General features: G+C 73.6%; 23 protein-coding genes, 1 tRNA gene and 1 pseudogene. 13 read left to right on the forward strand and 12 right to left on the reverse strand.

The annotated features are described in order from the left end of the window. Positions 1 to 40: 40 nt before the first annotated feature. Positions 41 to 1,441: an FAD-binding oxidoreductase gene (locus ACTT8P_RS33290; RefSeq protein WP_442835517.1), complete on the reverse strand. Its 1,401-nt coding sequence runs from the start codon at positions 1,439 to 1,441 to the stop codon at positions 41 to 43. A gap of 108 nt (positions 1,442 to 1,549) precedes the next feature. On the opposite strand from ACTT8P_RS33290, the gene ACTT8P_RS33295 reads away from it, so the two are divergent. Continuing rightward, positions 1,550 to 1,623, forward strand: a tRNA-Gly gene (locus ACTT8P_RS33295). Positions 1,624 to 1,635: 12 nt separating this feature from the next. Here ACTT8P_RS33295 and ACTT8P_RS33300 read toward each other — a convergent pair. Further along, positions 1,636 to 2,829 carry a cytochrome P450 gene (locus ACTT8P_RS33300; RefSeq protein ID WP_442835518.1) on the reverse strand — a complete coding sequence of 398 codons (1,194 nt, stop codon included), beginning with the start codon at positions 2,827 to 2,829 and terminating at the stop codon, positions 1,636 to 1,638. 178 nt (positions 2,830 to 3,007) lie between these two features. Here ACTT8P_RS33300 and ACTT8P_RS33305 point away from each other — a divergent pair, with 178 nt between their 5' ends. Continuing rightward, positions 3,008 to 4,336, forward strand: a complete 1,329-nt coding sequence (locus ACTT8P_RS33305) for an MFS transporter (protein ID WP_442835519.1) — start codon at positions 3,008 to 3,010, stop codon at positions 4,334 to 4,336. 11 nt (positions 4,337 to 4,347) lie between these two features. Here the strand turns inward: ACTT8P_RS33305 and ACTT8P_RS33310 are convergent, their stop codons facing one another. After that, positions 4,348 to 4,944, reverse strand: a complete 597-nt coding sequence (locus ACTT8P_RS33310; protein ID WP_442835520.1) for a TetR/AcrR family transcriptional regulator — start codon at positions 4,942 to 4,944, stop codon at positions 4,348 to 4,350. An 83-nt stretch (positions 4,945 to 5,027) separates the two neighbouring features. On the opposite strand from ACTT8P_RS33310, the gene ACTT8P_RS33315 reads away from it, so the two are divergent. Genes ACTT8P_RS33315 through ACTT8P_RS33325 form a run of 3 tightly spaced genes read left to right on the forward strand, consistent with a single transcriptional unit; the run spans position 5,028 to position 9,681 of the window. Next, the gene (locus ACTT8P_RS33315) at positions 5,028 to 6,584 is read left to right on the forward strand and encodes a class I adenylate-forming enzyme family protein (protein ID WP_442835521.1); all 1,557 of its coding nucleotides are present in this window, start codon (positions 5,028 to 5,030) and stop codon (positions 6,582 to 6,584) included. 39 nt (positions 6,585 to 6,623) lie between these two features. Beyond that, on the forward strand, positions 6,624 to 7,799 hold the full coding sequence (locus tag ACTT8P_RS33320) for an acyl-CoA dehydrogenase family protein (protein WP_442835522.1): 1,176 nt from the start codon (positions 6,624 to 6,626) through the stop codon (positions 7,797 to 7,799). A 31-nt stretch (positions 7,800 to 7,830) separates the two neighbouring features. Further along, positions 7,831 to 9,681 (forward strand): alkyl/aryl-sulfatase, encoded by a 1,851-nt coding sequence (locus ACTT8P_RS33325; protein ID WP_442835523.1) that lies wholly within the window; start codon positions 7,831 to 7,833, stop codon positions 9,679 to 9,681. A gap of 9 nt (positions 9,682 to 9,690) precedes the next feature. Here ACTT8P_RS33325 and ACTT8P_RS33330 read toward each other — a convergent pair whose 3' ends face one another. Further along, positions 9,691 to 10,428 (reverse strand): sulfite exporter TauE/SafE family protein, encoded by a 738-nt coding sequence (locus tag ACTT8P_RS33330; protein WP_442835524.1) that lies wholly within the window; start codon positions 10,426 to 10,428, stop codon positions 9,691 to 9,693. Between the two features lie 126 nt (positions 10,429 to 10,554). After that, the gene (locus ACTT8P_RS33335; protein WP_442835525.1) at positions 10,555 to 11,091 is read right to left on the reverse strand and encodes a cysteine hydrolase family protein; all 537 of its coding nucleotides are present in this window, start codon (positions 11,089 to 11,091) and stop codon (positions 10,555 to 10,557) included. A gap of 102 nt (positions 11,092 to 11,193) precedes the next feature. Here ACTT8P_RS33335 and ACTT8P_RS33340 point away from each other — a divergent pair, with 102 nt between their 5' ends. The 4 genes from ACTT8P_RS33340 to ACTT8P_RS33355 all read left to right on the forward strand — a co-directional run bounded on the left by ACTT8P_RS33340 (position 11,194) and on the right by ACTT8P_RS33355 (position 15,202). Next, the gene (locus tag ACTT8P_RS33340) at positions 11,194 to 11,568 is read left to right on the forward strand and encodes a transglycosylase family protein (RefSeq protein WP_442835526.1); all 375 of its coding nucleotides are present in this window, start codon (positions 11,194 to 11,196) and stop codon (positions 11,566 to 11,568) included. A gap of 90 nt (positions 11,569 to 11,658) precedes the next feature. Continuing rightward, positions 11,659 to 12,438: a PepSY domain-containing protein gene (locus tag ACTT8P_RS33345; protein WP_442835527.1), complete on the forward strand. Its 780-nt coding sequence runs from the start codon at positions 11,659 to 11,661 to the stop codon at positions 12,436 to 12,438. A gap of 332 nt (positions 12,439 to 12,770) precedes the next feature. Next, positions 12,771 to 13,700: a dihydrodipicolinate synthase family protein gene (locus tag ACTT8P_RS33350; RefSeq protein ID WP_442835528.1), complete on the forward strand. Its 930-nt coding sequence runs from the start codon at positions 12,771 to 12,773 to the stop codon at positions 13,698 to 13,700. A gap of 23 nt (positions 13,701 to 13,723) precedes the next feature. Beyond that, entirely contained in the window at positions 13,724 to 15,202 is a 1,479-nt protein-coding gene (locus ACTT8P_RS33355; RefSeq protein ID WP_442835529.1) for a sialate:H+ symport family MFS transporter, read from the forward strand. A gap of 82 nt (positions 15,203 to 15,284) precedes the next feature. Here the strand turns inward: ACTT8P_RS33355 and ACTT8P_RS33360 are convergent, their stop codons facing one another. Continuing rightward, positions 15,285 to 16,040: a type 1 glutamine amidotransferase gene (locus ACTT8P_RS33360; RefSeq protein ID WP_442835530.1), complete on the reverse strand. Its 756-nt coding sequence runs from the start codon at positions 16,038 to 16,040 to the stop codon at positions 15,285 to 15,287. 203 nt (positions 16,041 to 16,243) lie between these two features. On the opposite strand from ACTT8P_RS33360, the gene ACTT8P_RS33365 reads away from it, so the two are divergent. Next, the gene (locus tag ACTT8P_RS33365) at positions 16,244 to 16,693 is read left to right on the forward strand and encodes a nuclear transport factor 2 family protein (RefSeq protein ID WP_442835531.1); all 450 of its coding nucleotides are present in this window, start codon (positions 16,244 to 16,246) and stop codon (positions 16,691 to 16,693) included. A 27-nt stretch (positions 16,694 to 16,720) separates the two neighbouring features. On the opposite strand, the gene ACTT8P_RS33370 is transcribed toward ACTT8P_RS33365, so the two are convergent. Beyond that, positions 16,721 to 17,596 carry an SDR family oxidoreductase gene (locus tag ACTT8P_RS33370; protein WP_442835532.1) on the reverse strand — a complete coding sequence of 292 codons (876 nt, stop codon included), beginning with the start codon at positions 17,594 to 17,596 and terminating at the stop codon, positions 16,721 to 16,723. A gap of 557 nt (positions 17,597 to 18,153) precedes the next feature. On the opposite strand from ACTT8P_RS33370, the gene ACTT8P_RS33375 reads away from it, so the two are divergent. Together ACTT8P_RS33375 and ACTT8P_RS33380 are read left to right on the forward strand one after the other, a co-directional pair. Beyond that, positions 18,154 to 18,639: an ATP-binding protein gene (locus tag ACTT8P_RS33375; RefSeq protein WP_442835533.1), complete on the forward strand. Its 486-nt coding sequence runs from the start codon at positions 18,154 to 18,156 to the stop codon at positions 18,637 to 18,639. Between the two features lie 328 nt (positions 18,640 to 18,967). Next, positions 18,968 to 19,246: pseudogene (locus ACTT8P_RS33380) on the forward strand (MFS transporter); the annotation flags it as partial. 6 nt (positions 19,247 to 19,252) lie between these two features. On the opposite strand, the gene ACTT8P_RS33385 reads toward ACTT8P_RS33380, so the two are convergent. Further along, positions 19,253 to 20,005, reverse strand: a complete 753-nt coding sequence (locus ACTT8P_RS33385; protein ID WP_442835534.1) for a YqjF family protein — start codon at positions 20,003 to 20,005, stop codon at positions 19,253 to 19,255. A 198-nt stretch (positions 20,006 to 20,203) separates the two neighbouring features. On the opposite strand from ACTT8P_RS33385, the gene ACTT8P_RS33390 reads away from it, so the two are divergent. Next, the gene (locus ACTT8P_RS33390) at positions 20,204 to 20,974 is read left to right on the forward strand and encodes a class I SAM-dependent methyltransferase (protein WP_442835535.1); all 771 of its coding nucleotides are present in this window, start codon (positions 20,204 to 20,206) and stop codon (positions 20,972 to 20,974) included. A gap of 12 nt (positions 20,975 to 20,986) precedes the next feature. On the opposite strand, the gene ACTT8P_RS33395 is transcribed toward ACTT8P_RS33390, so the two are convergent. The 4 genes from ACTT8P_RS33395 to ACTT8P_RS33410 all read right to left on the reverse strand — a co-directional run bounded on the left by ACTT8P_RS33395 (position 20,987) and on the right by ACTT8P_RS33410 (position 23,642). Continuing rightward, the gene (locus ACTT8P_RS33395) at positions 20,987 to 21,571 is read right to left on the reverse strand and encodes a GNAT family N-acetyltransferase (RefSeq protein WP_442835536.1); all 585 of its coding nucleotides are present in this window, start codon (positions 21,569 to 21,571) and stop codon (positions 20,987 to 20,989) included. Positions 21,572 to 21,666: 95 nt separating this feature from the next. Further along, positions 21,667 to 22,482 (reverse strand): SAM-dependent methyltransferase, encoded by an 816-nt coding sequence (locus ACTT8P_RS33400; protein WP_442835537.1) that lies wholly within the window; start codon positions 22,480 to 22,482, stop codon positions 21,667 to 21,669. Between the two features lie 60 nt (positions 22,483 to 22,542). Further along, complete coding sequence (locus ACTT8P_RS33405) at positions 22,543 to 22,764, reverse strand: DUF397 domain-containing protein (RefSeq protein WP_442835538.1); 222 nt, start codon at positions 22,762 to 22,764, stop codon at positions 22,543 to 22,545. A 2-nt stretch (positions 22,765 to 22,766) separates the two neighbouring features. After that, entirely contained in the window at positions 22,767 to 23,642 is an 876-nt protein-coding gene (locus tag ACTT8P_RS33410; RefSeq protein ID WP_442835539.1) for a helix-turn-helix domain-containing protein, read from the reverse strand. Positions 23,643 to 24,048: the final 406 nt, after the last annotated feature.

Below are 24,048 nucleotides of genomic sequence, written 5' to 3' on the forward strand. Positions count from 1 at the left end.
CGGCAAGGGACGGCCGCGCCGCCACCTGCGTCCCCGGGCGCTATGCGGTGTACGTGACGACCTTCCCCGGGTTGAACAGGTGGAGCGGGTCCAGCGCGTCCTTCACGGCCCGGTTCAGAGCCAGCACCTCCGGGCCCAGCTCGGCGCTCAGCCCGTCCCGCTTCAACAGCCCCACCCCGTGCTCGCCGGTGACCGTGCCGCCCAGCTCCAGGGCCTCGGCGATGATCTCGTGGAAGGCGGCCTGGGCCCGTGCGCGGGCCGCCTCGTCGCCGGGCGGGGTGATCAGCAGCGGGTGCAGATTGCCGTCGCCGGCGTGCGCGATGTTGGCGATCAGGGTGTCGTGCCGCTCGGCGATCGCGTGGATGCGGCCCAGCATCTCGGGCACCGCCGCCTTGGGCACGCAGATGTCCTCGGTGAGCACCGGGCCGAGCCGCTCCAGCGCCGGGTAGGCCAGCCGCCGGGCGTCGAACAGGGCGTCCGCCTCGGTCTGGTCGGTGGAGCGGACGGCGTAGGTGGCCCCGCCCGCCTCGAAGCAGCGCCGCATCTCCTCGGCCTCCTGCTCACCGGCCGCGCCCGGCGCGTCGGTGCGGCCCAGCAGCACCACCTCCGCCTCGGTGGACAGGCCCATGTGCTTCCAGGCGTCGACGGCTTCCAGGCAGTGCCGGTCGACCAGTTCCAGGGCGGACGGGGTCAGCCCGGCGGCGGCCACCGCGGCGACCGCCCGGCCGGCGTCCACGATCGAGGAGAAGTACCCGGCGACGGTGTGCTCGGGCTGCCGCCGCGGGCGCAGCCGTACCGTCACCTCCGTGATCACCCCGAGGGTGCCCTCGGAGCCCACCAGCAGGCCGGTCAGGTCGTACCCGGCGACGCCCTTGGCGGTGCGCCGGCCGACCCGGACCAGGTCGCCGGCGGCCGTGACGAACTGGAGCCCGAGCACGTAGTCGCGGGTCACCCCGTACTTCACACAGCACAGGCCGCCCGCGTTGGTGGCGACGTTGCCGCCGATCGTCGACCAGGGCGCGCTGGCCGGGTCCGGCGGGTACCACAGACCCTGTTCGGCGCAGGCGGTGCGCAGGGTCTCGTTGACCACACCGGGTTCGACCACGGCGAGCCGCTCGACCGGGTCGAGTTCCTTGATGGCGGTCATCGCCTCGGTGGTCAGCACCACACAGCCGTCCACCGCGTTGGCGCCGCCCGACAGACCGGTGCCCGCGCCCCGGGTCACCACCGGCACCCCGTGGTCCCGGCAGATCCGGACCACCCGCTGGACCTCCTCGGCGGTGTGCGGACGGACCACGGCCAGCGGCGTGCCGTGCGGCGCCCATTCGGCCTCGTCGTGGGCGTAGCGGGCGGTGGCGTCCGGGCCGGTCAGCACCCGGCCGGGCGGCAGCTCGCGCAGCAGCCGGCCGGCCGGACCGCCGGGGTTCGTTTCGTTGTGCATGGGGTTCACGCTAAAAGGCCGCCGATGGGCACGGAAGTGCGGGGTCGCCGGCACCGGGTTAGTGTCGTGCCCGGAACAGGGCGCCGCTGCACCGGGTGTCCGCTCCGCGCGTTGGTGGTCCAAGGCCAAGACGCCCCGCTTCCCGCGGGGAGATGCAGGTGCGAGCCCTGCCCGACGCTCCACCGGCCGTCCGCTCAGCGCACCGCGACGGTCAGCCCCCGGATCTCGTACCCGCCGATCGCGTCCCGGAAGGCGACCCGGGGCGGCGCGGCCATCCGGACGCCGTCCAGGGCGGTCAGCCGGCTGAGGAAGATGTCGCTCTCCAGTACGGCGATGTGCGCGCCCGGACACCGGTGCGGCCCGTCGCCGAAGGTCAGCCCGGACCGGCCCGGCCCGAAGACCGGCTCCCGGTCCGGCCGCACCAGCAGCGGGTCGGCGCCGACCGCGCCCGGGTCGGTGTTGGCGTCGTCCAGGAACAGCTCCACGTACTCACCGGCCCGTACGGCGGCCGGTCCGCGCGGGGTGCGCAGCTCCAGGGCGGTGGTGGCCCGGCGGCGCAGCCGCGCCACCACCGGTTCCAGGCGCAGCAGTTCCTCCAGGACGGCCAGCCGTCCGGCCTCGTCCGCCGCCCGGTAGCGGGCCAGCAGCGCGTCGTCGGTGAACAGGTGCCAGGCGGCCAGGCAGATGAACTCGCGGGTGGTGACCATCCCGGCCGCCGCGAAGGTCAGGCACTCGCCGAGGATCTCCGCGTCCGAGCAGCCCTCGTCGAGCAGGTGGGAGATCAGGTCGTCGTGCGGGTGGCGGCGGTGGGCGCGGATCGCGGGGCGCACGTCGGCGAGGTGCACGCGCAGCCAGTTGACGTTCTGCCGCACCAGCCAGTACAGGCCCCGGGCACTGGTCAGGCCGGGCTCGCCGAACTCCGCGGGGAAGAAGCGCTCCAGCCGCCGGCGGACCCCGGGCCGGCCGTACCGCAGCCCGATCACCTCGCTGACCACCCCGATGGCCAGCTCGAACGCCAGATCGCTCAGCGGAACCGCGCCGGGCGCTGCCGCGCGCACCTTGGCCACCTGCTCGTCGGCGATCCGCACCATCAGCTCCCGGTAGTGCTCGTCCACCCGGCGCGGGGTGAAGAAGCGCGCGGTCTGCCGGCGGTGCTCGCGGTGCTCGGGCCCGTCCCGGTAGAGCACCGGCCGGCGGACGCGGGGCGGCAGCTTCTCCACCGTCTCGATGCCGAGCCCGGCCTGCACGGTGCCCGGCCCGCGCAGCACCTCCCGGGCCGCCTCGTAATCGTGCACCTGCCAGGTCCCGTCGGCGGCCCGGCTGACCGGGCACCCCGGCCGCTCCCGCCCCCGGTCGACCTTCCGCGCGCTCTCCTGGCCGTCGCTCACCGGCACCTCCCGTGCCTCGCCGCGTGCCCACCGGCATCCGGAAACAGCATCCGGCACGGCAGGGCGGAACCACCAGACCCCGTCCGGACCGTTGACCCGGCCACCCACCAGAACTTACGTTGCCGAACTAGAGGCAAGTTAATGAACAACCAGTCTGGAAACTCACCGTGGAGTCGCCGTGGTCGTCCGCCCCGTTCCCGCCCGCACCCCCACCGGCCCGGGGCCGGTGGACGATCCGCCCTTCGACCGGCGCCGTTCCTGGCTGATCCTCGGCATGGTCGTCGCCTTCATGATGATCAACTACGCCGACAAGTCCGTCCTGGGCCTGGCCGCCGTGCCGCTCATGGACGACCTCGGCATCGGCAAGAGCACCTACGGCCTGGTCTCCAGCGCGTTCTACGTCCTGTTCAGCGTCACCGGCCTGGTCGTCGGGCTGCTCTCGGCGAGGTGGTCGACGCGCACCCTGCTGCTGGTCATGGCGGCCCTGTGGGCGGTCGCCCAACTGCCCGCCCTGCTGGCCTCGGTACCGGCCCTGATCGCCGGCCGGCTGCTGCTCGGCGCCGCCGAGGGGCCCGCCGCCTCGATGTCGATGCACGCCCTGTACGCCTGGTTCCCGCCGGGCCGGCGTGGGATGCCCTCAGCCCTCCAGATCGGCGGCGCCGCCCTCGGCACGGCCGTCTCGGCACCCATCCTGACCTGGCTCATCGTCGACTTCGGCTGGCGCTCGGCGTTCGTCGCCCTGGCGGTCACCAGCGCCGCGTGGTGCGCGCTGTGGTACCTGATCGGCCGGGACGGCCCCTATGCCGAGCGGCCCGGGAAGGCGCCCGCGCCGACCGCCGAGCGGCCCGCCGCCACCACGCCGCCGCCCCCGCTCTCGCGTCTGCTGCGCAGCCGTACCGTCGTCGGCGGCATCCTGAGCGCCTTCGGCTCGCACTGGGCGCTCGCCCTCTCCAGCGCCTGGCTGCCGGTCTATCTGCGCACCGAGCTGGACATGACCGCGAAACGGGCGTCCGGCATGGTCAGTGCCGTCTCCGTGCTCAGCCTGGTGCTGCTGCTGACCGTGCCCGCGCTGCTGGACCGGCGTCGGCGGCGGGGCCGCTGCGGACCGGCCGCCGACGGACTGGCCCAGGGCGGCGCGGTCCTGGTGTCGGCCGCGGCCCTCGCCCCGCTGCCGTTCGCGTCCTCGGTCCCGCTCCAACTCGCCCTGATCGCCGTGGCGTTCGCCTGCCACTCGGTCGCCCTGCCGCTGCACTACGTCACCACGGCCGCTGTCGTCCCCGCCGCCCGGCGCGGTGCCGTCTTCGGCGTCGTCGCCGCCACCGGCACGCTGCCGGGCATGTTCGTGCCCTACCTCACCGGCCGGCTGGTGGACGGCGCGGCCACCGAGACCGCCGGATACGCGGCCGCTTTCCTGGTCTCCGCCCTGGTGCTCGCCCTGTGCGGTGCGGTGGCGACGGTCGCCGTCCGGCCCGGCCGGGACGCGCGGGCACTCGGCGGCGAGGGCTGACGGACACCCCGTCAGGCCGGGAGGTCGAAGCCGGTGGCCCAGTACCGGCCGCGCAGCGCGAGGTCCAGCAGCATCCGCACCACCTCCTCGGCGGGCATCGGCACCGCCTCCTGCTCCACCCACCACTGGAGCACCGCCACCTGCTCCCCGACCCAGACCCGGGCCAGCAGTCCGGCGTCGATCCGCGGCTCCACCGCGTTGCGCTCGGAGCGCCCCCGGAACTCCTCGGCGGCCACCCGGGCGCACGCCTCGGTGAACATCCGCAGCGGCTTGCCGTCCCCCTCGCCGCGCAGCACGATCCGGTACAGGTCGCGCTCCTCGCGGGCGTGGCCCAGCATCAGGAGCACCGGCTCGCCGGTGAAACCGACGGCGCTCCTGGCCACCGCCGGGCGCAGCCGCTCGTCGAGTTCGTCCAGCAGATCCCGGGTGACGCGGGCGAACAGCTCGTCCTTGTCGCGGAAGTGGCTGTAGAAGGTCGCGCGCGCCACGTCGGCGCGCTGGGTGATGTCCTCGACGCTCAGCGCCGTGAACCCCCGCTCCAGTACCAGTTCCACCAGGGCGTCGCGCAGCGCCCGGCGCGTCTTGCGGATACGTCTGTCCTCGGCCATCCGGTCAGTGTACGAACTCTTGACACCCCACTCGTTACCGAACAGTCTGTCTGGAAACATTCAATCTATTCAGGAGTGGGCCGGTGAACCTCGGTATCTACCTCACGCGCAGCGCCCGCCACTGGCCCGGCCATCCGGCCCTGGTCTGCGGCGACCGGACGTGGAGCTACGCCGCGCTGGAGGAGCGCGCCAACCGGCTGGCCTCCGCGCTGGTGCGCCGGGGCATCGGCCCGGACGACGCGGTCGCCTCCCTCGCCTGGAACCGGGGCGAGCTGGTCGAGGTCGAATTCGCCCTCTACAAGGCCGGAGTGGTCCGCGTCCCGGTCAACGCCCGGCTCGGCCGCGGCGAGATCGAGCACATCCTGCGCGACGCCCCCGTCCGCGCCCTGGTCTTCGACGCGGCGCACCGCGAGGACGCCCTCGCGGCGATCGCGGCGGCCGGCACCGGTTGTCTGCCGGTCGCCCTGGACGCCGTAACCGAAGAAGCCCTCGGCTACGACGAGTTGCTCGCCGAGGGCGACACCGAACCGGTCGCCGTGGACACCGCCGAGGACGCGCCCGCCGTGCTCAACTTCACCTCGGGCTCGACGGGTTCACTCAAGGCGGCGGTGCAGACCGCCGGCAACCGGCTCGCCAACATGCGCAAGACCCTGATGAACGACGAGTCCCGCCCCCGCCCCGACACCCGCTACCTGGCCTGCGGTCCCATCACCCACGCCACCGGCATGGTCCTGCTGGCCGGCGTCTTCGGCGGCTCCACCACGCACGTCCTGCCCACCTGGGGCGCCGAGGCGTTCCTGGACACCGTGGAGCGCGAGCGGATCACCGCCACCTTCCTGGTCCCGGCCATGCTCAACGCGGTGCTCGCCCACCCCGGCGCCGCCGGCCGCGACCTGTCCAGCCTGCGCAGCGTCCGGATCGGCGGCGCCCCCGTCTCCCCCCAGCGGCTGCGCGACGCGGTGGCCCGGTTCGGCCCGGTCGTCGCCCAGGGCTACGGACTGGCCGAGACCACCAGCGTGGTGGCCGGCCTCTCCAGCGCCGACATCGCCCGCGCCGTCACCGAGGACCCCGAACTCCTCCAGTCCTGCGGCCGGGCCGCCTACGACACCGAGGTCCGGGTCGTGGACGAGCGGGGTCGCGCCCTGCCGCCGCGCGAGGTCGGCGAGATCATCGTGCGCGGCCCGGACTGCGTCAGCCGCTACTGGAAGGCGCCCGAACTGACCGCCCAGACCTTCCGCGACGGCTGGGTGCACACCGGCGACCTGGCCTGGATGCGCGAGGACGGCTACCTGTTCCTCGTCGACCGCAAGAAGGACATGATCATCTCCGGCGGCTTCAACATCTACAGCACCGAGGTGGAGACCGTCCTGTACGAGCACCCCGCCGTGCGGGAGGTGTGTGTCATCGGCGTACCGGACGACCAGTGGGGCGAGGCCGTCAAGGCGGTGGTGGTGACCCGGCCGGGCACGAAAGTCACCGCCGAGGAGATCACCGACTTCTGCGCCGCCCGCCTGGACCGCTTCAAGAAGCCCCGCTCGGTCGACTTCGTCACCGGACTCCCGCACAACCGCAACGGCAAGCTCGACCGCAAGGCCGTCCGCGAACCCTACTGGGCACACACCGACCGCCGCGTGCACTGACCTCCTCGAAGAGCCCCTCGAACCCCGGAGTCCCACCCCATGACCTTCTCCTTCCGCCCCGTCCCCGACGGCCCGCGCCTGGCCGCCCTCGTCGACCGCCTCCGCGACTACCTGGACAACGAACTCGCCGCCTACGAACGGGCCAACGGCATCACCCACGACTCCCGCCTCACCCGCGCCGACCTGGAACCCGTCTGGAAGCGCAGCCGCGAGCTGGGCTTCTACGGCATCCACCTGCCCGAGGAGTACGGCGGCCAGGGCCTGACCCACACCCAGCTCGCCACCCTCAAGGAAGAGGTCGGGGCGAGCGGGCGAGTGCTCGGCCACAGTGTCCTCGGCGACATGGGCGGCCCGCTGCGGGCCGGCGACATCCTGCGGCACGCCACCGGCCACCAGCGGGACACCTACCTCCTGCCGCTGGTGCGCGGCGAGCGCGCCTGCTGCTTCTCCCTCACCGAGACCGACGCGGGCTCCGACGTGCGGGCCATGCGCACCACCGCCGTCCGGGACGGCGACGCCTACCGGCTCACCGGGCACAAGGTGTTCAGCTCCGCCGGGCCGTTCGCGGACTTCGCCATCGTCGTGGCCCGGATGGCCGGCACCGACGACACCTACTCCGCCTTCTTCGTCGACCTGGACAGCCCCGGCTGCCGGGTCGCCGAGGGCGCCACCCCCATGTCGGGCGAGCACATCGAGAGCGACATCGTGCTGGAGGACTGCCGGGTCCCCGCCGCCAACCTGCTCGGCGAGGAGGGCCGGGGCCTGCGCATCGCGCTCGGCCGGGTCACCGTCAACCGCCTCCTGCACTGCCCGAGCGCCCTCGGCGCCGCCCGCCGCGCCCTGCGGCTCAGCCGCGACCGCGCCCTCACCCGCACCGTCGACGGACAGCCCCTGATGGCGCTCCAGGCCATCCAGCACAAGCTGGCCGACATGGCCGCCGACCTGTACGCCGCCCGGTCGATGACCTACGCCGCGCTGGCCGCGCTGGACCGCGGCGAGGACGTGCGCACCGAAGCCTTCCTGTGCAAGCTGTTCGTCGCCGAGGCCGCCTTCCGCATCCTCGACCAGGCCGTGCAGATCCACGGCAAGGAAGGACTCACCCAGGGCAACGAGATCGAGTACCTGTTCCGCAAGACGCGTATGTTCCGCGTCCTGACCGGCACCTCCGAGATCCAGCGCAACGGCATCGCCCGCCAACTGGCCACACTGGCCTGACCGTTCACCCCCGCACCACTGAGGACCCCACATGCCCGGCAGCACCACCCCGCCCACCCCCGAAGACGCCGACCGCGGCTTCATCGCCCGCCTGACCCCCGGTGTCGTACGCGACGCGGACGGCCGTACCGTCTGGGACGCGGACGCCTACGCCTTCCTGGCCGCCGACTGCCCGCCCACCGCCCACCCGGGCCTGTGGCGGCAGAGCCGGCTCACCGCCCGGCAGGGCCTGTACGAGGTGGTGCCCGGCGTCTACCAGGTGCGCGGCCTGGACCTGTCCAACATCACCTTCGTCGAGGGCGACCGGGGCGTGCTCGTCATCGACCCGCTGATCAGCGCCGAGGTGGCCGCCGCCGCCCTCGCCCTGTACCGGGAGCACCGCGGCGACCGCCCGGTCACCGGCGTCCTCTACACCCACTCGCACATCGACCACTTCGGCGGGGTGCGCGGCGTCGCCGACCCGGCCGCCGCCGCCGCCGGCCGCCTGCCGGTGCTGGCGCCCGCCGGCTTCCTGGAGCACGCGGCCGGCGAGAACGTCATCACCGGACCCGCGATGGCCCGCCGCTCCGGCTACATGTACGGCACCGCGCTGCCCACCGGCCCGGCGGGACAGATCGGCTGCGGCCTCGGCCAGACCACCTCCCGGGGCAGCGTCGGCCTGATCGCCCCCACCGTCGACATCCGCGCCACCGGGCAGACCGAGACCGTCGACGGCATCCGCATGGTCTTCCAGCTCACCCCCGGCACCGAGGCACCGGCGGAGATGAACATCCACTTCCCCGCCCTGCGCCTGCTGTGCGTCGCCGAGAACGCCTGCCACACCCTGCACAACGTGCTCACCCTGCGCGGCGCCCTGGTCCGCGACCCCAGCGCCTGGGCCCGCTACCTCACCGAGACGCTGCGCCTGTTCGCCGCCGGCACCGACACGGTCTTCGCCTCCCACCACTGGCCCACCTGGGGCCAGGACCGCGCCGTACGCTTCCTGGAGGAACAGCGCGACGCCTACGCCTACCTGCACGACCAGTGCGTACGCCTCATCAACGCCGGGCGCACCGGCGCCGAGATCGCCGAGGAACTGCGCTTCCCGCCCGCGCTGGCGGACGCCGCCCACATCGGCGGCCACTACGGCTCCCTCAGCCACAACGCCAAGGCCGTCTACCAGCGCTACCTGGGCTGGTTCGACGGCAACCCCGCCCACCTGTGGCAGCACCCGCCGCGCGAAGCGGCCGTGCGCTACGTGGATTTCATGGGCGGCGCGGACGCCGTGGTGGCCAAGGCGCGGGCGTCGTACGACGAGGGCGACCTGCGGTGGGTCGCCGAGGTGCTGAACCACGTCCTGTTCGCCGACCCCGGCCACGCCGAGGCGCGGGCCCTCCAGGCGGACACCTTCACCCGGCTCGGCCACGGCTCCGAGTGCGGTCCGTGGCGCAACTTCTATCTGACCGGCGCCGCCGAACTGCGCGACGGCGTCCGGGTCGGGGCCGGCCGGGGCGCCCCGGACCTCGTCGCCGCGCTGACCGCCGAGCAGATCTTCCAGTCCATGGCCGTACGCGTCGACGGCCCGCGCGCCGCCCGGGCCGGCCGGCTGCTGCTGCGCTGGGAGATCACCCGGCCGGCACCGGACGAGGCGGAGGTCTGGACCCTGTTGCTGTCCAACGGCGCGCTCACCCCGATGCCCGGCGACGCGCCCCGGGGCGAGGCCCCGGACGTCACCCTGCGGCTGGCGCGGTCCGTCCTCGACGAGGTGGTCGGCCGCCGGACCACCTTCACCGACGCGATCGGCGCGGGGCGGATCGCGGTGACGGGCGAGGTGGCGGCACTGGTCACGTTCGGCGGGCTCATGGAGCGGCCCGACCCCCGGTTCGCGATCGTCACACCGTGACCGCCCCGGTCAGCGCAGCAGCAGGTGGGCCAGGGCGACGGCACCCCAGACCAGGATGACGGCGCGCAGCACCCCGGGGCGCAGCCGGTGCCCCACCCCGGCGCCGAACCGCCCGCCGACCGCCGAGCCCACCGCGATCAGCCCGACCGCCGTCCAGTCGAAGTCCGCGGCGCACAGGAAGAACAGCGCGGCGACCGTGTTCACCCCGGCCACCAGCACGTTCTTGAACGCGTTGAGGCGTTGCAGCCGCTCGTCCAGACACAGCCCCATCAGCGACAGGTAGAGGGTGCCCTGCGCGGCGGAGAAGTAGCCGCCGTAGACACTGGTCAGGGCGAGGCCGGTGTACAGCGCGGACCCGGCGGCGCGGCGGCTCCCCGCCCGCCCCCGCACCCACCTGCCGGTCAGCGGCTGGACCGCGACCAGCAGCAGCGCCAGGCCCACCAGGACGGGCACGATCGCGTCGAACGCCGCCGACGGCAGGGCCAGCAGCAGCGTGGCGCCGACCAGCCCGCCCGGCAGCGCGGCGGCCAGCAGCCGCAGGACCCGTCGGCGCTGCCCGGTCAGCTCGCGCCGGTAGCCGACCGAGGCGCCGACCGAACCGGGCACCAGCCCGAGCGCGTTGGACACCGTGGCGGTGACCGGCGGCAGGCCGACGGCGAGCAGCACCGGGAAGGTGACCAGCGTGCCCGAGCCGACGACGGCGTTCAGGGCGCCGGCCAGCATCCCGGAGCCGAGTACGGCGGCCATCTCGACCGGCGTCACGCGGCGGCCGCGGGGTCGGCTGAGGCATCGCCCGAGGTGACGTACATGGCATGTACATTAACCGGCGGACGTTTCGGTGCCGACCGAACGGTCCTGTCCCCGCGCGGCCGTTCAGGCCCACAGCTCCCGGCTGTCGCACACCCGGGCTCCCATGTTGCGTTCCATCATCCGCAGGGCGGCGTCCGCGAGGTCCGGGTGGATGTGGGCGACGGCGTCCCGGGGAACGACGACGTCCAGGTGGCGGATGTGCGCGTCGAGGGCGGAGTACAGAACGCACTGCTCGGTGACCTGCCCGCACAGCACCAGCTCCCCGATGCCCAGCTGGTGCGTCAGATAGGTCAGCGGGGTCTCGAAGAAGATCGAGTGCCTGGCCTTGAGCACGAAGAGCGACGCGTCGTCGGGGCGCAGCGGTTCGACGAGGTCGGCGTGCGGTCCGGCGAGGGCCGTGTCGAGCAGTTCGCCGTGGTGCGAGCGCCACTCGCCGAAGTTGTCGTTGACGTAGATCACGGGCGCCTCCGCGGCCCGGGCCCGCCGCAGCAGACCGGTCAGGACCGGAACCACGGAGGCGGCCGAGGGGATCAGTTGCTCGGCGTCCTTGTGGTCATAGGTGTTGATCATGTCGATGACGACCAGTGCTGTCTTGCTCATGCGGACCAGGGTTCCCCCGAGTCGGCGTTCCAGCGACCCGGCCGGCGTACGGTGACCGAGCGTCGCCCGGCACTCTCCGTCACCTCGTGTAACAGTCCGTCCATGATGTGGTCACGAAACGATGAGAAGACACAGCACGGTCCCGCCGCCCTGCGCGGTGTCCGGTGCGTTCTGGTCACGCTGACGACCGCCGCCGCGCTGGCCGCCCCGACCGCCGCCGCGGCCGGCTCCCTCGGCTCCTACGGCACCGACTGGGACGGCATCGCGCGGTGCGAGTCCAGCGGCAACTGGAAGGCCAACACCGGAAACGGCCACTACGGCGGGCTCCAGTTCAAGCAGTCCAGCTGGGCGGCGGCCGGCGGGCTCAAGTACGCGCCCCGGGCCGACCTCGCCAGCCGCGCCGAGCAGATCGCCGTCGCCGAGCGGCTGGCCGCGATCCAGGGCATGAACGCCTGGGCCTGCTCCTGGGCCGGGTAGCCGCTCATCGAGGGTGACGTCATCGGCCGTTGAGGTGGTTTCCGGTGTCGCTCGGCGTGACGGGACCCCGCCGGTGATACCGAAAATCACATGAGTTCTGTGCGACGTCTTCTCTCCCCCCGTACGGCGGCCGCGTTCTGTGCCCTGGGAACGTCCGCCCTGTTGCTGACCGCCTGCGCCGGCGCGGAAACGACGCGTGCCGACGTGGCCGCCGCGGCCCCGACCAGCCCGTCCGCCGGCACCGGCAGTCCCTCCGGTGCCACCACCTCGCCGTCGGGTTCCGCGACCAGCCCGTCCTCCACCGCCACGTCCCTCACCGACGACCAGGCCGAGCGCGAGGCGCTGGTGCCCAAGGCCAAGGTGACTTGGGACAAGGCGGCCGACACCGCGGTCAAGGAGGTCTCCGGCGGCAAGCTCACCGAGATCGAACTGACCAAGGCCTCGGACGAGAGCGCGAGCCCCTCCGGCTCCGCCTCGCCCGGCGCCAGCAGCCCCGCGGCCACGCCGTCGGCCGGCTCCCCGGTCTGGGCGGCCAAGGTGGCCGCGTCCGACGGCACCGTGCGCGACGTCGACATCGACGCCGTCACCGGCAAGGTGTTCCGCTCCCAGGCCGACGCCGACCAGGACGCCGACGACAAGAGCGAGATCGCCGACCGGCTGAGCCAGGCCGACCAGACCGCCGAGCAGGCGGCGAAGGCGGCCACCGACAAGACCGACGGCACCGTCACCGCCGTGAAACTGGACGAGAACGACGACCAGAAGCTGATCTGGTCCGTCGACGTCGTCACCACCGACAACTGGAACAAGACGACCTACGACGTCGACGCGAGCAACGGCGAGATCCTGCGCGAGCACGTCGACAAGGACTGAACACCGGCCCCGCCAGGCCCGTCCCCCCGCGCTCCAGCGGGCCGGACGGGCCTCTGACGTGCGTGCCCCGCGCCGCGCGGTGAGCTCCTCGCACGGCACCCGGCACCCGGCCCGCTGGCCGCGGGCTGCGGGACGGGTGCCGGGCCCGGCCTCCAGCGCCGCGCGACTCTCCGCGCGGGCGCGGTCTTCTCCTCGGCGCGCGCGGCGACCGATGGCATCCTGATCGTCGAGCGGGGTCTCGGCCCCGGCGATCCGCTCCCCACCGAGCCCGAGCCCGAGCTGATCGAAACGGTTCGGGACCGGTACGGGGAACTGCCCGATCTGGAGCACGCATGCCCTTTCCCGCGCCCCTGCGAGGCGTCGTCCCCCCGGTCCTCACCCCGCTCACCCCGGCGGGAGAGGTGGACACCGCCTCATTGCGCCGGCTCACCGGCCATCTCATCGAGGCCGGCGTGCAGGGAGTGTTCCTGCTCGGTTCCAGCGGCGAGGCCGCCTACCTGACCGACGCCCAGCGGCGCACCGTACTGGAGACGGCCGTGGCCGCCGTGGCCGGCCGGGTCCCCGTGCTGGCCGGGGTCATCGAGACGACCACGCCCCGGGTACTGGACCGGGCCGCCGACGCCGTCCGGGCGGGCGCCGACGCCCTGGTCGCCACGGCGCCGTTCTACGCCCGCACCCACCCCGTCGAGATCGCCGACCACTTCCGCCGCGTCCGCGCCGCCGCCGGTCGGCCGCTGTTCGCCTACGACATCCCGGCCGCCGTCCACACCAAGCTGCCCCGCGAGGTGCTGCTCGCCCTCGCCGCCGACGGCACCCTCGCCGGCCTCAAGGACTCCAGCGGCGACGAGGGCGCACTGCGCCGCCTGCTGCTCGACCCGCGCCGCCGCACCGCCGGTTTCTCAGTGCTCACCGGCTCCGAACTCACCGTGGACGGCGCCCTGCTGGCGGGCGCGGACGGGGTCGTACCCGGCCTCGGCAACGTGGACGCCCGCGGCTACGTACGCCTCTACGAGGCCGCCGTCGCCGGCGACTGGGAGCTCGCCAGGGCCGAACAGGACCGGCTGGCCGCCCTGTTCGCGCTCACCGAGGCGGGCGACCCGGCCCGGATGGGCGCCGGTTCCTCCGCCCTCGGCGCCTTCAAGGCCGCGGCCCACCTCCTCGGCCTCATCGACTGCCCCGCGACCGCCGCCCCGCAGGTCCCGCTCGACGAGCCGGCCGTGGCCCGCGTCCGCGACCGCCTCGCCGGCGCCGGACTGCTGTAACACCCACCCGCATCGGAGCCGCCATGCCGTCCCCGCGCACCCCCGCCACCGCCCCGCCCTGGTACCGGGAGCTCAACCGGCAGAAGTGGAAGTCCTTCTTCGCCGCCTGGATCGGATACCTGCTGGACGGCTTCGACTTCGTCCTGATCACCCTGGTGCTGACCGAGATCGCCGACGACTTCGGCCTGTCCGCCGTCGAGTCCGCGAGTCTGGTCTCCGGCGCCTTCATCACCCGCTGGCTCGGCGGCGCCGTGCTCGGCGCCCTCGGCGACCGGTTCGGCCGCAAGAGCGCCATGGTGGCCAGCATCCTGCTGTACTCCGTCGGCACCTTCGCCTGCGGCTTCGCCTGGAACTACACCAGTCTGTTCACCGCCCGGCTGCTGATCGGCATGGGCATGGCGGGGGAGTACAGCGCCAGCGCCACCTACGTCCTGGAGAGCTGGCCGGCCCGGCTGCGCAACCGGGCCTCGGGCTTCCTGATCTCCGGCTTCTCGCTCGGCGGCGTGCTGGCCGCCGAGGTCTACGAACAGGTGGTGCCGGGCCACGGCTGGCGCTGGCTGTTCTACATCGGTCTGCTGCCCGTGGCCGTCGCGCTGTGGGTCCGCCGGGCGCTGCCCGAGGCCGACGACTGGGCGGAGCGGGTCGGCGCCGCCGCCGAACGGCCCAACCCCTTCCGGCCGCTGTTCGCCGGCCCGCGCCGGGCCACGGTCAACACGGTGCTGACCGTCGCCGCCACCGCATCGCTCTTCGCGGTGTTCACCCCGCTCGGGGCGGGCCTGGTGCCGGTGCTGTCGGTCGTCGCCGCCGGCTGTCTGACCGCGTTCGCCGTCCAACTGGGCGGACGTAAAAGGTGGTTGCTGTTCGTCGCGCTGTGCGTCACCGTGTTCTGCGCGTTCCTCTACAGCTGGCCGGTGCAGGCCCTGCTGCCCACCTACCTCAAGACCGAGCTCGGCTACACCCCCGGACAGGTCAGCGACGCCCTCTACTTCGCCGGATTCGGCACCATGGCCGGCTGCGTCGCCACCGGCTTCCTCGGCGACCGGTTCGGCACCCGCCGGACGTACGGCTGGACCCTGCTGGCCGGCACGGCGTTCGTGTTCCCCGTCTTCGCCGTCCACGACAGCCCCATCGGCCTGGGCCTGCTGCTCTTCCTGCTGCTCGCCTGCATGCAGGGCATCTCCGGGCTGCTGCCCAAGTACATCGCCGGACACTTCCCGACCGAGACGCGCGCCGCCTCCCTCGGCTTCACCTACAACGTGGGCGCGCTGGGCGGCGCGGTGGCCCCGGTACTGGGTGCCCGGCTCGCCTCGGGGATGTCCCTGGGCCAGTCGCTGGCGGTCCTCACCTTCACGCTGACGCTGGTGGTGGTGGTGCTGATCGGCTTCGACGTCCCCGGCCGGCTCAACCGGCTGATCGACCCGGAAGCCGTACCGGACCACCTCGTCGCGCCGGCGGAACCACGAGAGCGGGGCGAACCCCGGCCGGACGTACGGCCGTTCTGATCTCCGGGGCCGGTGTTCGCCTCTTCCGGCCTGCCGGGCCCGATGGGCCACCTGGACCGATCGTCCGCCCGGTCCGTCGGTTTCAGGAGCGGGTGCGTTCGCGGGCGTGCCCGCGGACCAGCGCGGCGAAGCGCCGGGCCACCTCGCGCCAGACCGGGGTGGCGGCGTCCTCGTCCCGCTCCACCGTACGGACCACTCCGTGCGGGTCCAGCCCGCGCGCCCGCAGTCCCTCCGGATCCCACGCACGCACCCGGGCCGCGTCCGCCTCGGGGTGGAACTGCACTCCCCAGGCGGCCTCGCCGACCCGGAACGCCTGGTACGGACAGGACTCGCTCTCCATCAGCCACACCGCACCCGGCGGCAGCGCGGTGACCGCGTCCACGTGCCGCTCGACGGCCGTCACCCGGCGCGGCAGCCCTCCGAACAGCGGATCGCCCGCCGTCTGCGGCCGCAGGGTCAGCGGCGTGCTGCCGAACTCCGGTGTGCCGTAACACCCTTGTACGGTTCCGCCCGCGGCCTGGGCGAGGAGCTGCCCGCCGAGACAGATGCCGAACACCGGCGTCCCCCGGCGCAGCGCCTCGGTGACCAGGCCCCGGGTGGCGGCGAGCCAGGGGGCGCGGGCGTCGTCGTCCGGGAGGTAGCCGCCGCCGAGCACCAGCAGGCCCGGGTGGGTCAGGCGCCGGGGGAGCGGGTCGCCGGCGTAGGCGTGCACCGTGTCGAGCGGTACGCCGTCCGCCGACAGCCAGTCACCGAACCGCCCCGGCCCGCCGCCGGGCGTGTGCTGCACCACCAGCAGTCCCGGCCGGGACCGCGCGCCGGCCTGGTCAGTCCCCGTCATCGCGCCCACCGGACGTTCGTCGGCACCACCATTACGGCCACGGCCGTCCCCCTCGCCTCGCTCGTCTCGCCGTGATCGCCGACATCCTGCCAGGCGGCAGGCCGCCACGGGCCGGACCGCCACGGGCCGGGCCGCCACCGATCGGGGCTGTTGACCGAGACGGCGGGCGGCCCTATCGTCACGACTCCCCACCGGTCGAGTCGATGAGGCGGTCACCTTGTCCGGTCCGACGACGCGGTCCGTCCGTACCCCGCGCGAGGTGCTGGCCCGCTACCACCAGGCCATGCGGGACAAGTCACCGGACGACCTGGCGGAGCTGTACGCCGTCGACGCGGTGCACGAGTTCCCCTTCACCAGCCCCCGGCTTCCCGCCGCGTTTCGAGGGCCGGGAAGCGGTCCGTGCGGGATACCGGGCGGCCTGGGGCGCAAGTCCGGTACAGGTGAAGGAGATCGCGGACATCACCGTGCACGAGACCCTCGCCCCGGACGTGCTCATCGCGGAGCAGGTGGTGGTGGCCGCACTGCCCGGCGGCGGCACCGTCACCGTCCCCGGCCTGCTGGTCCTGCGGGTGCGGGACGGACTCCTGGTCCACGTCCGCGACTACCTGGACGGGTTCGGCGTGGCGCGGGCCCGGGGCGCGGCGCCCGACTGACGACGGGCCCGCGTGTGCGCCGACCGGTTACGGCAGCGGGGTGCCACCGGTCGCGTTCACGATCTCCGCGGTGATGTAGGACGCCTCCGGCGAGGCCAGGAAGACATAGGCGGGTGCCATCTCGGCCGGCTGGGCCGGCCGGCCGATCGGTGCCTGGGCGCCGAACTCCACGGTGTCCGGCAGTGTCGCGGGGATCAGCGGGGTCCACACCGGTCCCGGGGCGACGGCGTTGACCCGCACGCCCCGGTCGATCACCATCTGGGCCAGCCCCTGGGTGAAGGTGACGATGGCCCCCTTCGACATCGCGTAGTCGAGCAGTTGCGGACTGGGCTTGTACGCCTGCACGGACGCGGAGTTGATGATGCTGCCGCCCTCGGGGATGTGCGGCAGCGCGAACTTCGACAGCCAGAACATGCCGTAGAGGTTGGTGCGCATCACCCGGTCGAACTGCTCCGTCCCGATCGCCTCGATGCCGTCCGGCTGGGCCATCTGGTACGCCGCGTTGTTCACGAGGACGTCGATCCGGCCGAACGTGTCGACGGCCCGTTCGACGAGGGCCCGGCACTGGTCCTCCTCGCGGATGTCGCAGGAGACGGGGACGGCGCGGCGCCCGGCGTCCTCGATCCACCGGGCGGTCTCCGCGGCGTCGTCCTTCTCCTCGGCCAGGTGGGTGAAGAGCACGTCGGCGCCCTCGCGGGCGAAGGCCAGCGCCACCGCCCGGCCGATCCCCGAGTCCCCGCCGGTGATCACGGCCTTGCGGCCGTCGAGCCGGCCACTGCCCCGGTAGGACTGCTCGCCGTGGTCCGGGGGCGGGTCCATGGGGCCGGTCCAGCCGGGATGGGGCTGCTCCTGGGCGGGGAACTCGGGCTGCGGATGCCGGTGGGCGGGGTGCGGCTGGTTCACGGCAAGGACCTTTCTTCGACAGCGGGGTCCCGGGTTCCCGCGACGGACCTCGGAAAACGAGCTGTCAACGCGGCGGGCGGGGTCGTGACCTTCATGTGATCGGCCGCGCCTTGCCGTACCCGCAGTAACAAGATCATCATTGCAGGTGAGAGCCTCAGGCAACTTCCGAGGCCGTCACCCCCTTGCCGCGGCCCCCGAGGTCCCGTCGCGTGTGGTCCGCGGTGTCTCCCTGCCCTCCCCCCAGGAGTCCCGCATGCCGTCCTTAAATCAGCCCCTCGACCGAGCGCGCGAGGAGTACGAGTCGCACCAGCGCAGTTGCCGCCAGTGCCGCGCGGACGCGACCCCGTGTCCCGCGGCCAAGCATCTGAGACGTGTCTACAACAACCTCGCCCGGGCCGCGCGGCCCCGCCCGTCCGGCCGTGCGGTCTCCTGACGGGTGATCGAGGAGTTGCGTCTCCGCACAGGGGTGACCGGAGACGGCCGGAGTCTGATGGTTCCGGATTTTTCTGGGTAGACGGCTGCCGTAGCGGTCAGAGCTCAGGAAGCGGGCGGATCGGATGAACAAGGCTGCCCAGAACGGGGCTGCCCGGGACGAGAACCGGCTCCAGGACGGGCTGGTCTGGATGTCGGCGGCGTACGAGGGTGTACCGGGCGATGTCGCGCGGGCGCGGGAGCTGGCACGCGCCTTTTTGCTGCGGCTGGAGAACGATCACGGATACCGGGTGCCCGACCGTGCCGCGCAGGCGGTGCAGCTGGTGGTCAGCGAACTGCTGACGAACGCCTGCAAGCACACGTCCGGTCCGGCGCTGGTCGACCTGGAACTGGTCGGCGGGCAGGTGGAGGTGACGGTCCGGGACAGCGACCCGGGCCTGCCGGTGGCCCGGACCACCGACCCGGGCCGGGTCGGCCAGCACGGGCTGGAGATCGTCCTGGCCGTCTCCCAGAGCTTCGAGGTGGACCGGGAACCGGTGGGCAAACGGACGCGGGCCGCGGTGTGCATCACCGACGACCCGCGCGAGGGCGACGGGGGGAGTACGGGCTGACGGGCGCACCTGTCCGGTCCGTCCCCGCCGGGCGACCCGCCCCCCCCACGCACCTGAAGCCGATCACCGCCGCGGGAGCGACCGGTGCCGCTCATGAGGGGCGTCCGACCGAGCGCCGCCGACTGGCGGCAACGGCTTTTCCGCCGGCCCCGGGCGGGGCAGGCCGGCCGTGCGGGCGCGGTGCGGGGATGATCCGGGCATGGGCATGGGCATGGGCATGGGCAGCGGCAGGGAGAGACCCCGGCCGCCACAGGCGGACCGGACGACCGCCGGCGGCGTGCGCACGGGTACGGCCGTGGGCCGCTGGGTGCTGCTCACCACCGTGCTCGGCATCAACAACGCGGCCGCCCGCGCGGCGGGCCTGCTGGCGGTGGCGGCGCTGCCGCTGCTGACCGGCATGGGCCCGGACGCGTACCGCGATCCCCGGGAGTTCGACGCGGCCTTCCACTCCGCGCTGCCGGTCTGCGCGGGGCTGCTCGTCGCGGGCGCCCTGATCGCCTGGACGGCCGTACGCACCCCGGCGCGGCCCGAGGAGAGCCGCCCCGAGTGCCGGATGCACTGCCCGGTGGCGGCCCCGCCGCTGGAGACGGGGCGGGACGCCTCCTGACGGCGGTCAGGGCGTCGGGATGCCCGCCGGACGCACCGGCCGGCCGAACCGCACCGGTACGCCGGGGGAGTACAGCACACTCACCGGCGGACCCTGCGGCGCGGGCAGACCGCCGGCGGTCAGCAGGTTCTCCTCGCACCCCAGCAACTCGGCCCGGTACAGCGGCCAGCGGGGGTGCACACTGGGCAGGTACGCCGCCCCGCCGAAGAACGCGTTGTGCATGCCCCAGCGAGCGGTGAGGAAGTGCTCCAGCTCCGTCGGCTCCCGCAGACGTTCACCCTTGCGCACGGCGATCCGGCTGAACGCCCCGCGCGGCCCCGGCCAGCGCCGCGCGCTGGTGTACGTGACGACGTCACCGTCGGTGCGGACCCGCATCCGGGACCACAGGTACGGCAGCCGGAACCCGGCCCGGCCCATCACCACCGGCAGCAGCCGGGCGGCGTCCATCGACCGGAACACGACCCCGCGCCGGCCGTGCGCGTCGACCGAGTACAGCCGGACATTGGTCTCCGGGAACGAACCGAGGTACGGCACACCGGGCAGCCCGAGCCAGCCGACCCGGTGCATCCGGAAGGCCACGAGACCGGCGTAGGTGAGCCCGTCGTGGGTGTCGGGAACCGTCCCGCGCGGCAACAGCGGTGCCACCAGGCCCGGTTCGACGGCCCAGTGCAGGAAGCAGAGGTCGAGCCACTGCTGGGTGAGCAGCGGGACGTGGACGGTGACGGGGGCGTCGGGAGTGATGGCGACGGGCTGGTGCACATGCCCAGGATGGCAGAGGGGCCGGTACCGGGGGCGGGGCGAGGCTCGGCGGCACGGGTGCCTGGCAGGGGAATGAGCGACGCGTGTACCCCCCCGCCTCCTCGGCCGCCGCCCCGAGTGGTAAGTGATAACCGTTTCCACCTGTAGATTTCTGCCACGGACGGTACGGGTGCGGAACGGAAGAGGTGGCGCGACCAGATGGGCGTGAGCATGGGAACGGCCAGGGCGTGGGTGGAGCGCTGGGAGCGGCAGCAGCGGCGCTACGCGGTGGACCGCGAGGAGCGGTTCACGGTGATCGCGGACGTCGTCGAGCACGTCACGGCGACGGCGGACCCCCGGCCGCTCCTGCTCGACCTCGGCTGCGGACCCGGCTCACTGTCCGCCCGGCTCGCCCACCGGCTGCCGGACGCCGAGATCGTCGCCGTGGACATGGACCCCCTGCTGCTGGAGCTGGGGCGCACCCATCACGCCGACGCCGCCCGGTACGTGGACACCGTGATCGGCGCGGACGGCTGGACCGAGACCCTGGAACTGCGTCGCGGCCTGGACGCCGCCGTCTCCACCACCGCCCTGCACTATCTCGACGAACCCACACTCCTGGACACCTACCGGGCCCTCGCCGCGCTGCTGCGGCCCGGCGGGATCCTGGTCAACGGCGACCACTTCCCGCCGGCCGCGACGCCCTGCGCCGGCCTGACCGCGCACGTGGGACGCCGGCGCGCCGAGCGGACGGGTGCGCACACCCACGAGGACTGGCGGTCCTGGTGGGCCGAGGCGGCCCGGGACCCGGAACTCGCCGACCTGTTCGCCGAGCGCGAGCGGCGCCGGCCGGCCGGGGGCGGCAACGCCGGCGCGGCGGACCTCTCGCTCGGCCGGCACGCCGAGTTGCTGCGCCGGGCGGGCTTCCGGCACGTCACGCCGGTCTGGCAGTTCGGGGACAGCTGTGTGCTGGTGGCGGTCAAGGACTGAACCCGTCGGCGGTCAGCCCCGGGCGGGGCGCCCGTCTCCGAGGGCCAGGGCCATCAGGATCTCGTCGCGGTCGTCGCCGGGCGCCACCCGCAGCGCCCCCGGCCACCGGCCGACCTCCGTCCAGCCGGCCTTGCGGTAGAAGTCCTCAAGGCCGAGGCCGGCCCGCACCGTCAGCTTCAGCCGCTCCAGGCCCAGCTCGTCGCGGGCCACGTCCCGGGCGTACCGCATCAGCGCCGCCCCGATACCCAGACCGCGCGCCGACACCTGGGTCTGGACGTGGTTGACGACACCGCAGTGCGCCTCCAGCGGATGCGCCTCGCGGCGCACCAGCAGCCAGCCCACGAGAGCGCCGTCGACGGTGGCCACGACCAGCCGGGCGCGGTGGGGAGCGAGGCTCCCGGCCAGCCGGTCCAGGGCCGGCGCGAGATGGGCCGGCGACACCGGCGGCAGCGGGCAGTCCGCCGGGATGACCGCACCGCCGGCGTTGGCCACCGCCGCCCAGCAGGCGAGCAGTTCCCGGCGCAGTGCCGAGGAGAGCTCCTCGGGCCGGGTGATCTGGGAGAACGCGGGGGCGTGCACTGTCTCGGGCGCTGTCACACCGTCAGCTTGCCAGAGACGGGTGCGGCCCGCCGGGGCGGGGGCGCCCACCGGGGCCGCACGGGCCGGCGGTGTCCGGCGCCCCCGCGGAGACGTCACGGCTTGCGGGCGACCGCCCCGTACATCGCGATGTCCTCGTCGCGGATGCCCTGCTCACCGGCGCCGTCCGGGTGCCACTTGTGCACCTGCACGATGCCCGGCTCGACCAGCTCCAGACCCTCGAAGAACTCGTCGGCCTCGGCCAGGGTGCGCAGCCGCATCGGCATGTCGCGGGCCGCGTACTCCCGGGCCACCCGGGCCACCTCCGCGGGGGCGAACTCCGCGGTGCCGATCGACATCGCCAGGTAACTGCCCGACGGCAGCGGCTCGAGGAGCCGGCGCACCACACCCACCGCGTCGTCCGCGTCCAGCATGAAGTGCACGATGGCGATCACCGTCAGCGCCACCGGACGGCTCAGGTCGAGGGTCTCGCGCAGTTCCGGCGCGTCGAGAATGGCCGCCGGATCCCGGAAGTCGGCCTCCAGGTACGACGTCCTGCCCTCCGGCGTACTGGCCAGCAGCCCCTGGGAGAGGGTGAGCACGATGGGATCGTTGTCGACGTAGACCACCCGGGCGTCGGGCGCCACCGCCTGGGCGATCTCATGGAGGTTGGGGGAGGTGGGGATGCCCGTGCCGACGTCCAGGAACTGACGCATCCCGGCGGTCTCGGCGAGCCAGCGCACCGCCCGGTTCATCCAGTCCCGGTTGGCGCGCATGTGGACCGGCAGGGCGGGCCACTCCCGGGCCATGGCGTCGCCCGCCTCCTGGTCCGCCGGGTAGTAGTCCTTGCCGCCCAGGATGTAGTCGTAGATCCGCGCCGAGTGCGCGTGGTCGGTGTCGATGCGGTCAGCGGGCCATCCGTTGTCGGGCACCGTCATGTCTCCCATACAGGTCGTGAGGTTCGGGCCAACGCTCAACAAAGAAAGCACACTTCACAGCAGAAAGTCGGCGGCACCGGCTTTCACGCCCGACACGAAGCGCGCCATCTCGTCCGCCGGGAAGACCAGTTCCGGCCCGTCCGGGTCGGTCGACCGGCGCATCGCCACCCGCCCGTCGGCCAGCCGCCGCACCTCGACGCACCCGTCGTGACGGCCGGACCCCTCCGGTCCACCCGGCTCCGGGCACGGCAGGCCCGCACGGGTCCGCGGCCGCACCCTCACAGCTCCTTGCGCAGCGCGTCGAGCGCGGCCTCGGTGCGGGCGGCCGGCGTCGCCTGGGCGCCCAGCCGGTCCAGCGCCTCCCGGTACACCACCACGTCGTCGGCCTTGTCGAGGTAGACGGCGCCCACCAGGCCGTCGAGGTAGACCACGTCGGGCAGTTCGCGGGCCCGGAACCGGAACAGCTGGTACGCGCCCGCCCGCATGGCCGGATGCGGCCCGTTGGTGAACGGCATGAGCTGCACCGTCACATGCGGCAGCCGGTTGACCTCGATGAGATGCCCGAGCTGCGCGCGCATCACCTCCGGCCCGCCGACCGGCCAGCGCAGCACCGTCTCGTCCAGCACCACCCACACCCGGGGCGGCGCCGGCCGGGTGAGCAGCGCCTGCCGGCGCATCCGCAGCGCCACCCGGCGCTCGGTGGCCTCGGCCGGGGCGTGCGGATTGCCGGCGCCCAGCAGGGCGCGCGCGTACGCCTCGGTCTGGAGCAGCCCGTGGACGAACGCGCTCTCGTAGGCCCGGATCTGCAACGCCGCCTGCTCCAGGCTCAGATAGGCGGCGTACCAGTCCGGCATGACATCGCGGTAGGTGTGCCACCAGCCGCGCTTGTTCGCCTCGCGGACCGACTTCAGGAAGGTGTCGATCTCCTGCTGGTCGGTCACCCCGTAGACCTGGAGGAGCTTCTCCGCGTCGGTCAGCCGCAGCCGGGCCACCTTGGCGGCCTCCATGCGGCGGATCGTGGAGTGGCTGACCCCGATGGCCTCGCCCGCCTCCTCGAAGGACAGCCCGGCCCGGGAGCGCAGCTCCTCCAGCTGCTTGCCGAGGATCATGCGCAGAACGGAGGGGGCACCGCCCCAGTCGGTCTCCGCCCGCACGCCCCGCTCCCTCGCTCGCTCGGAAAGTTCCCGGGTCACCGTCTCATGGGCCGAGGTGACACGGGCACTCACGGCCACGCTGCCGCGAGGAGCAGCATGCACGTGGTCACTTGCAATTTTCAACTTGCCGGTTGCGAGGCGTGGTCGGGAGGTGCCACAGTGGAGTCACCGTTCCGGTTGTCACGTACACCGGTGATGCCGCACCGGCTGCCGGCGGTCCGGGCGTTTCCGGTGCGAAGGCGGACGGAAGGCGATGGCGATGGGTGGCCCTTTCCTCCCCCGGACGCCGGACGGGCCGCCCGGCCACCACCGGACCGGCGCGTCACCCCAGCCATGCCACCCGCGGCCGGCCCGCCCGAGCCGGAGCCGCGGGGCGGCAGCGCGGGGGCCGGGCGCACTCCGGTCG

The organism is Streptomyces sp. JW3 (genome assembly GCF_052216785.1).
GTDB lineage: Bacteria > Actinomycetota > Actinomycetes > Streptomycetales > Streptomycetaceae > Streptomyces.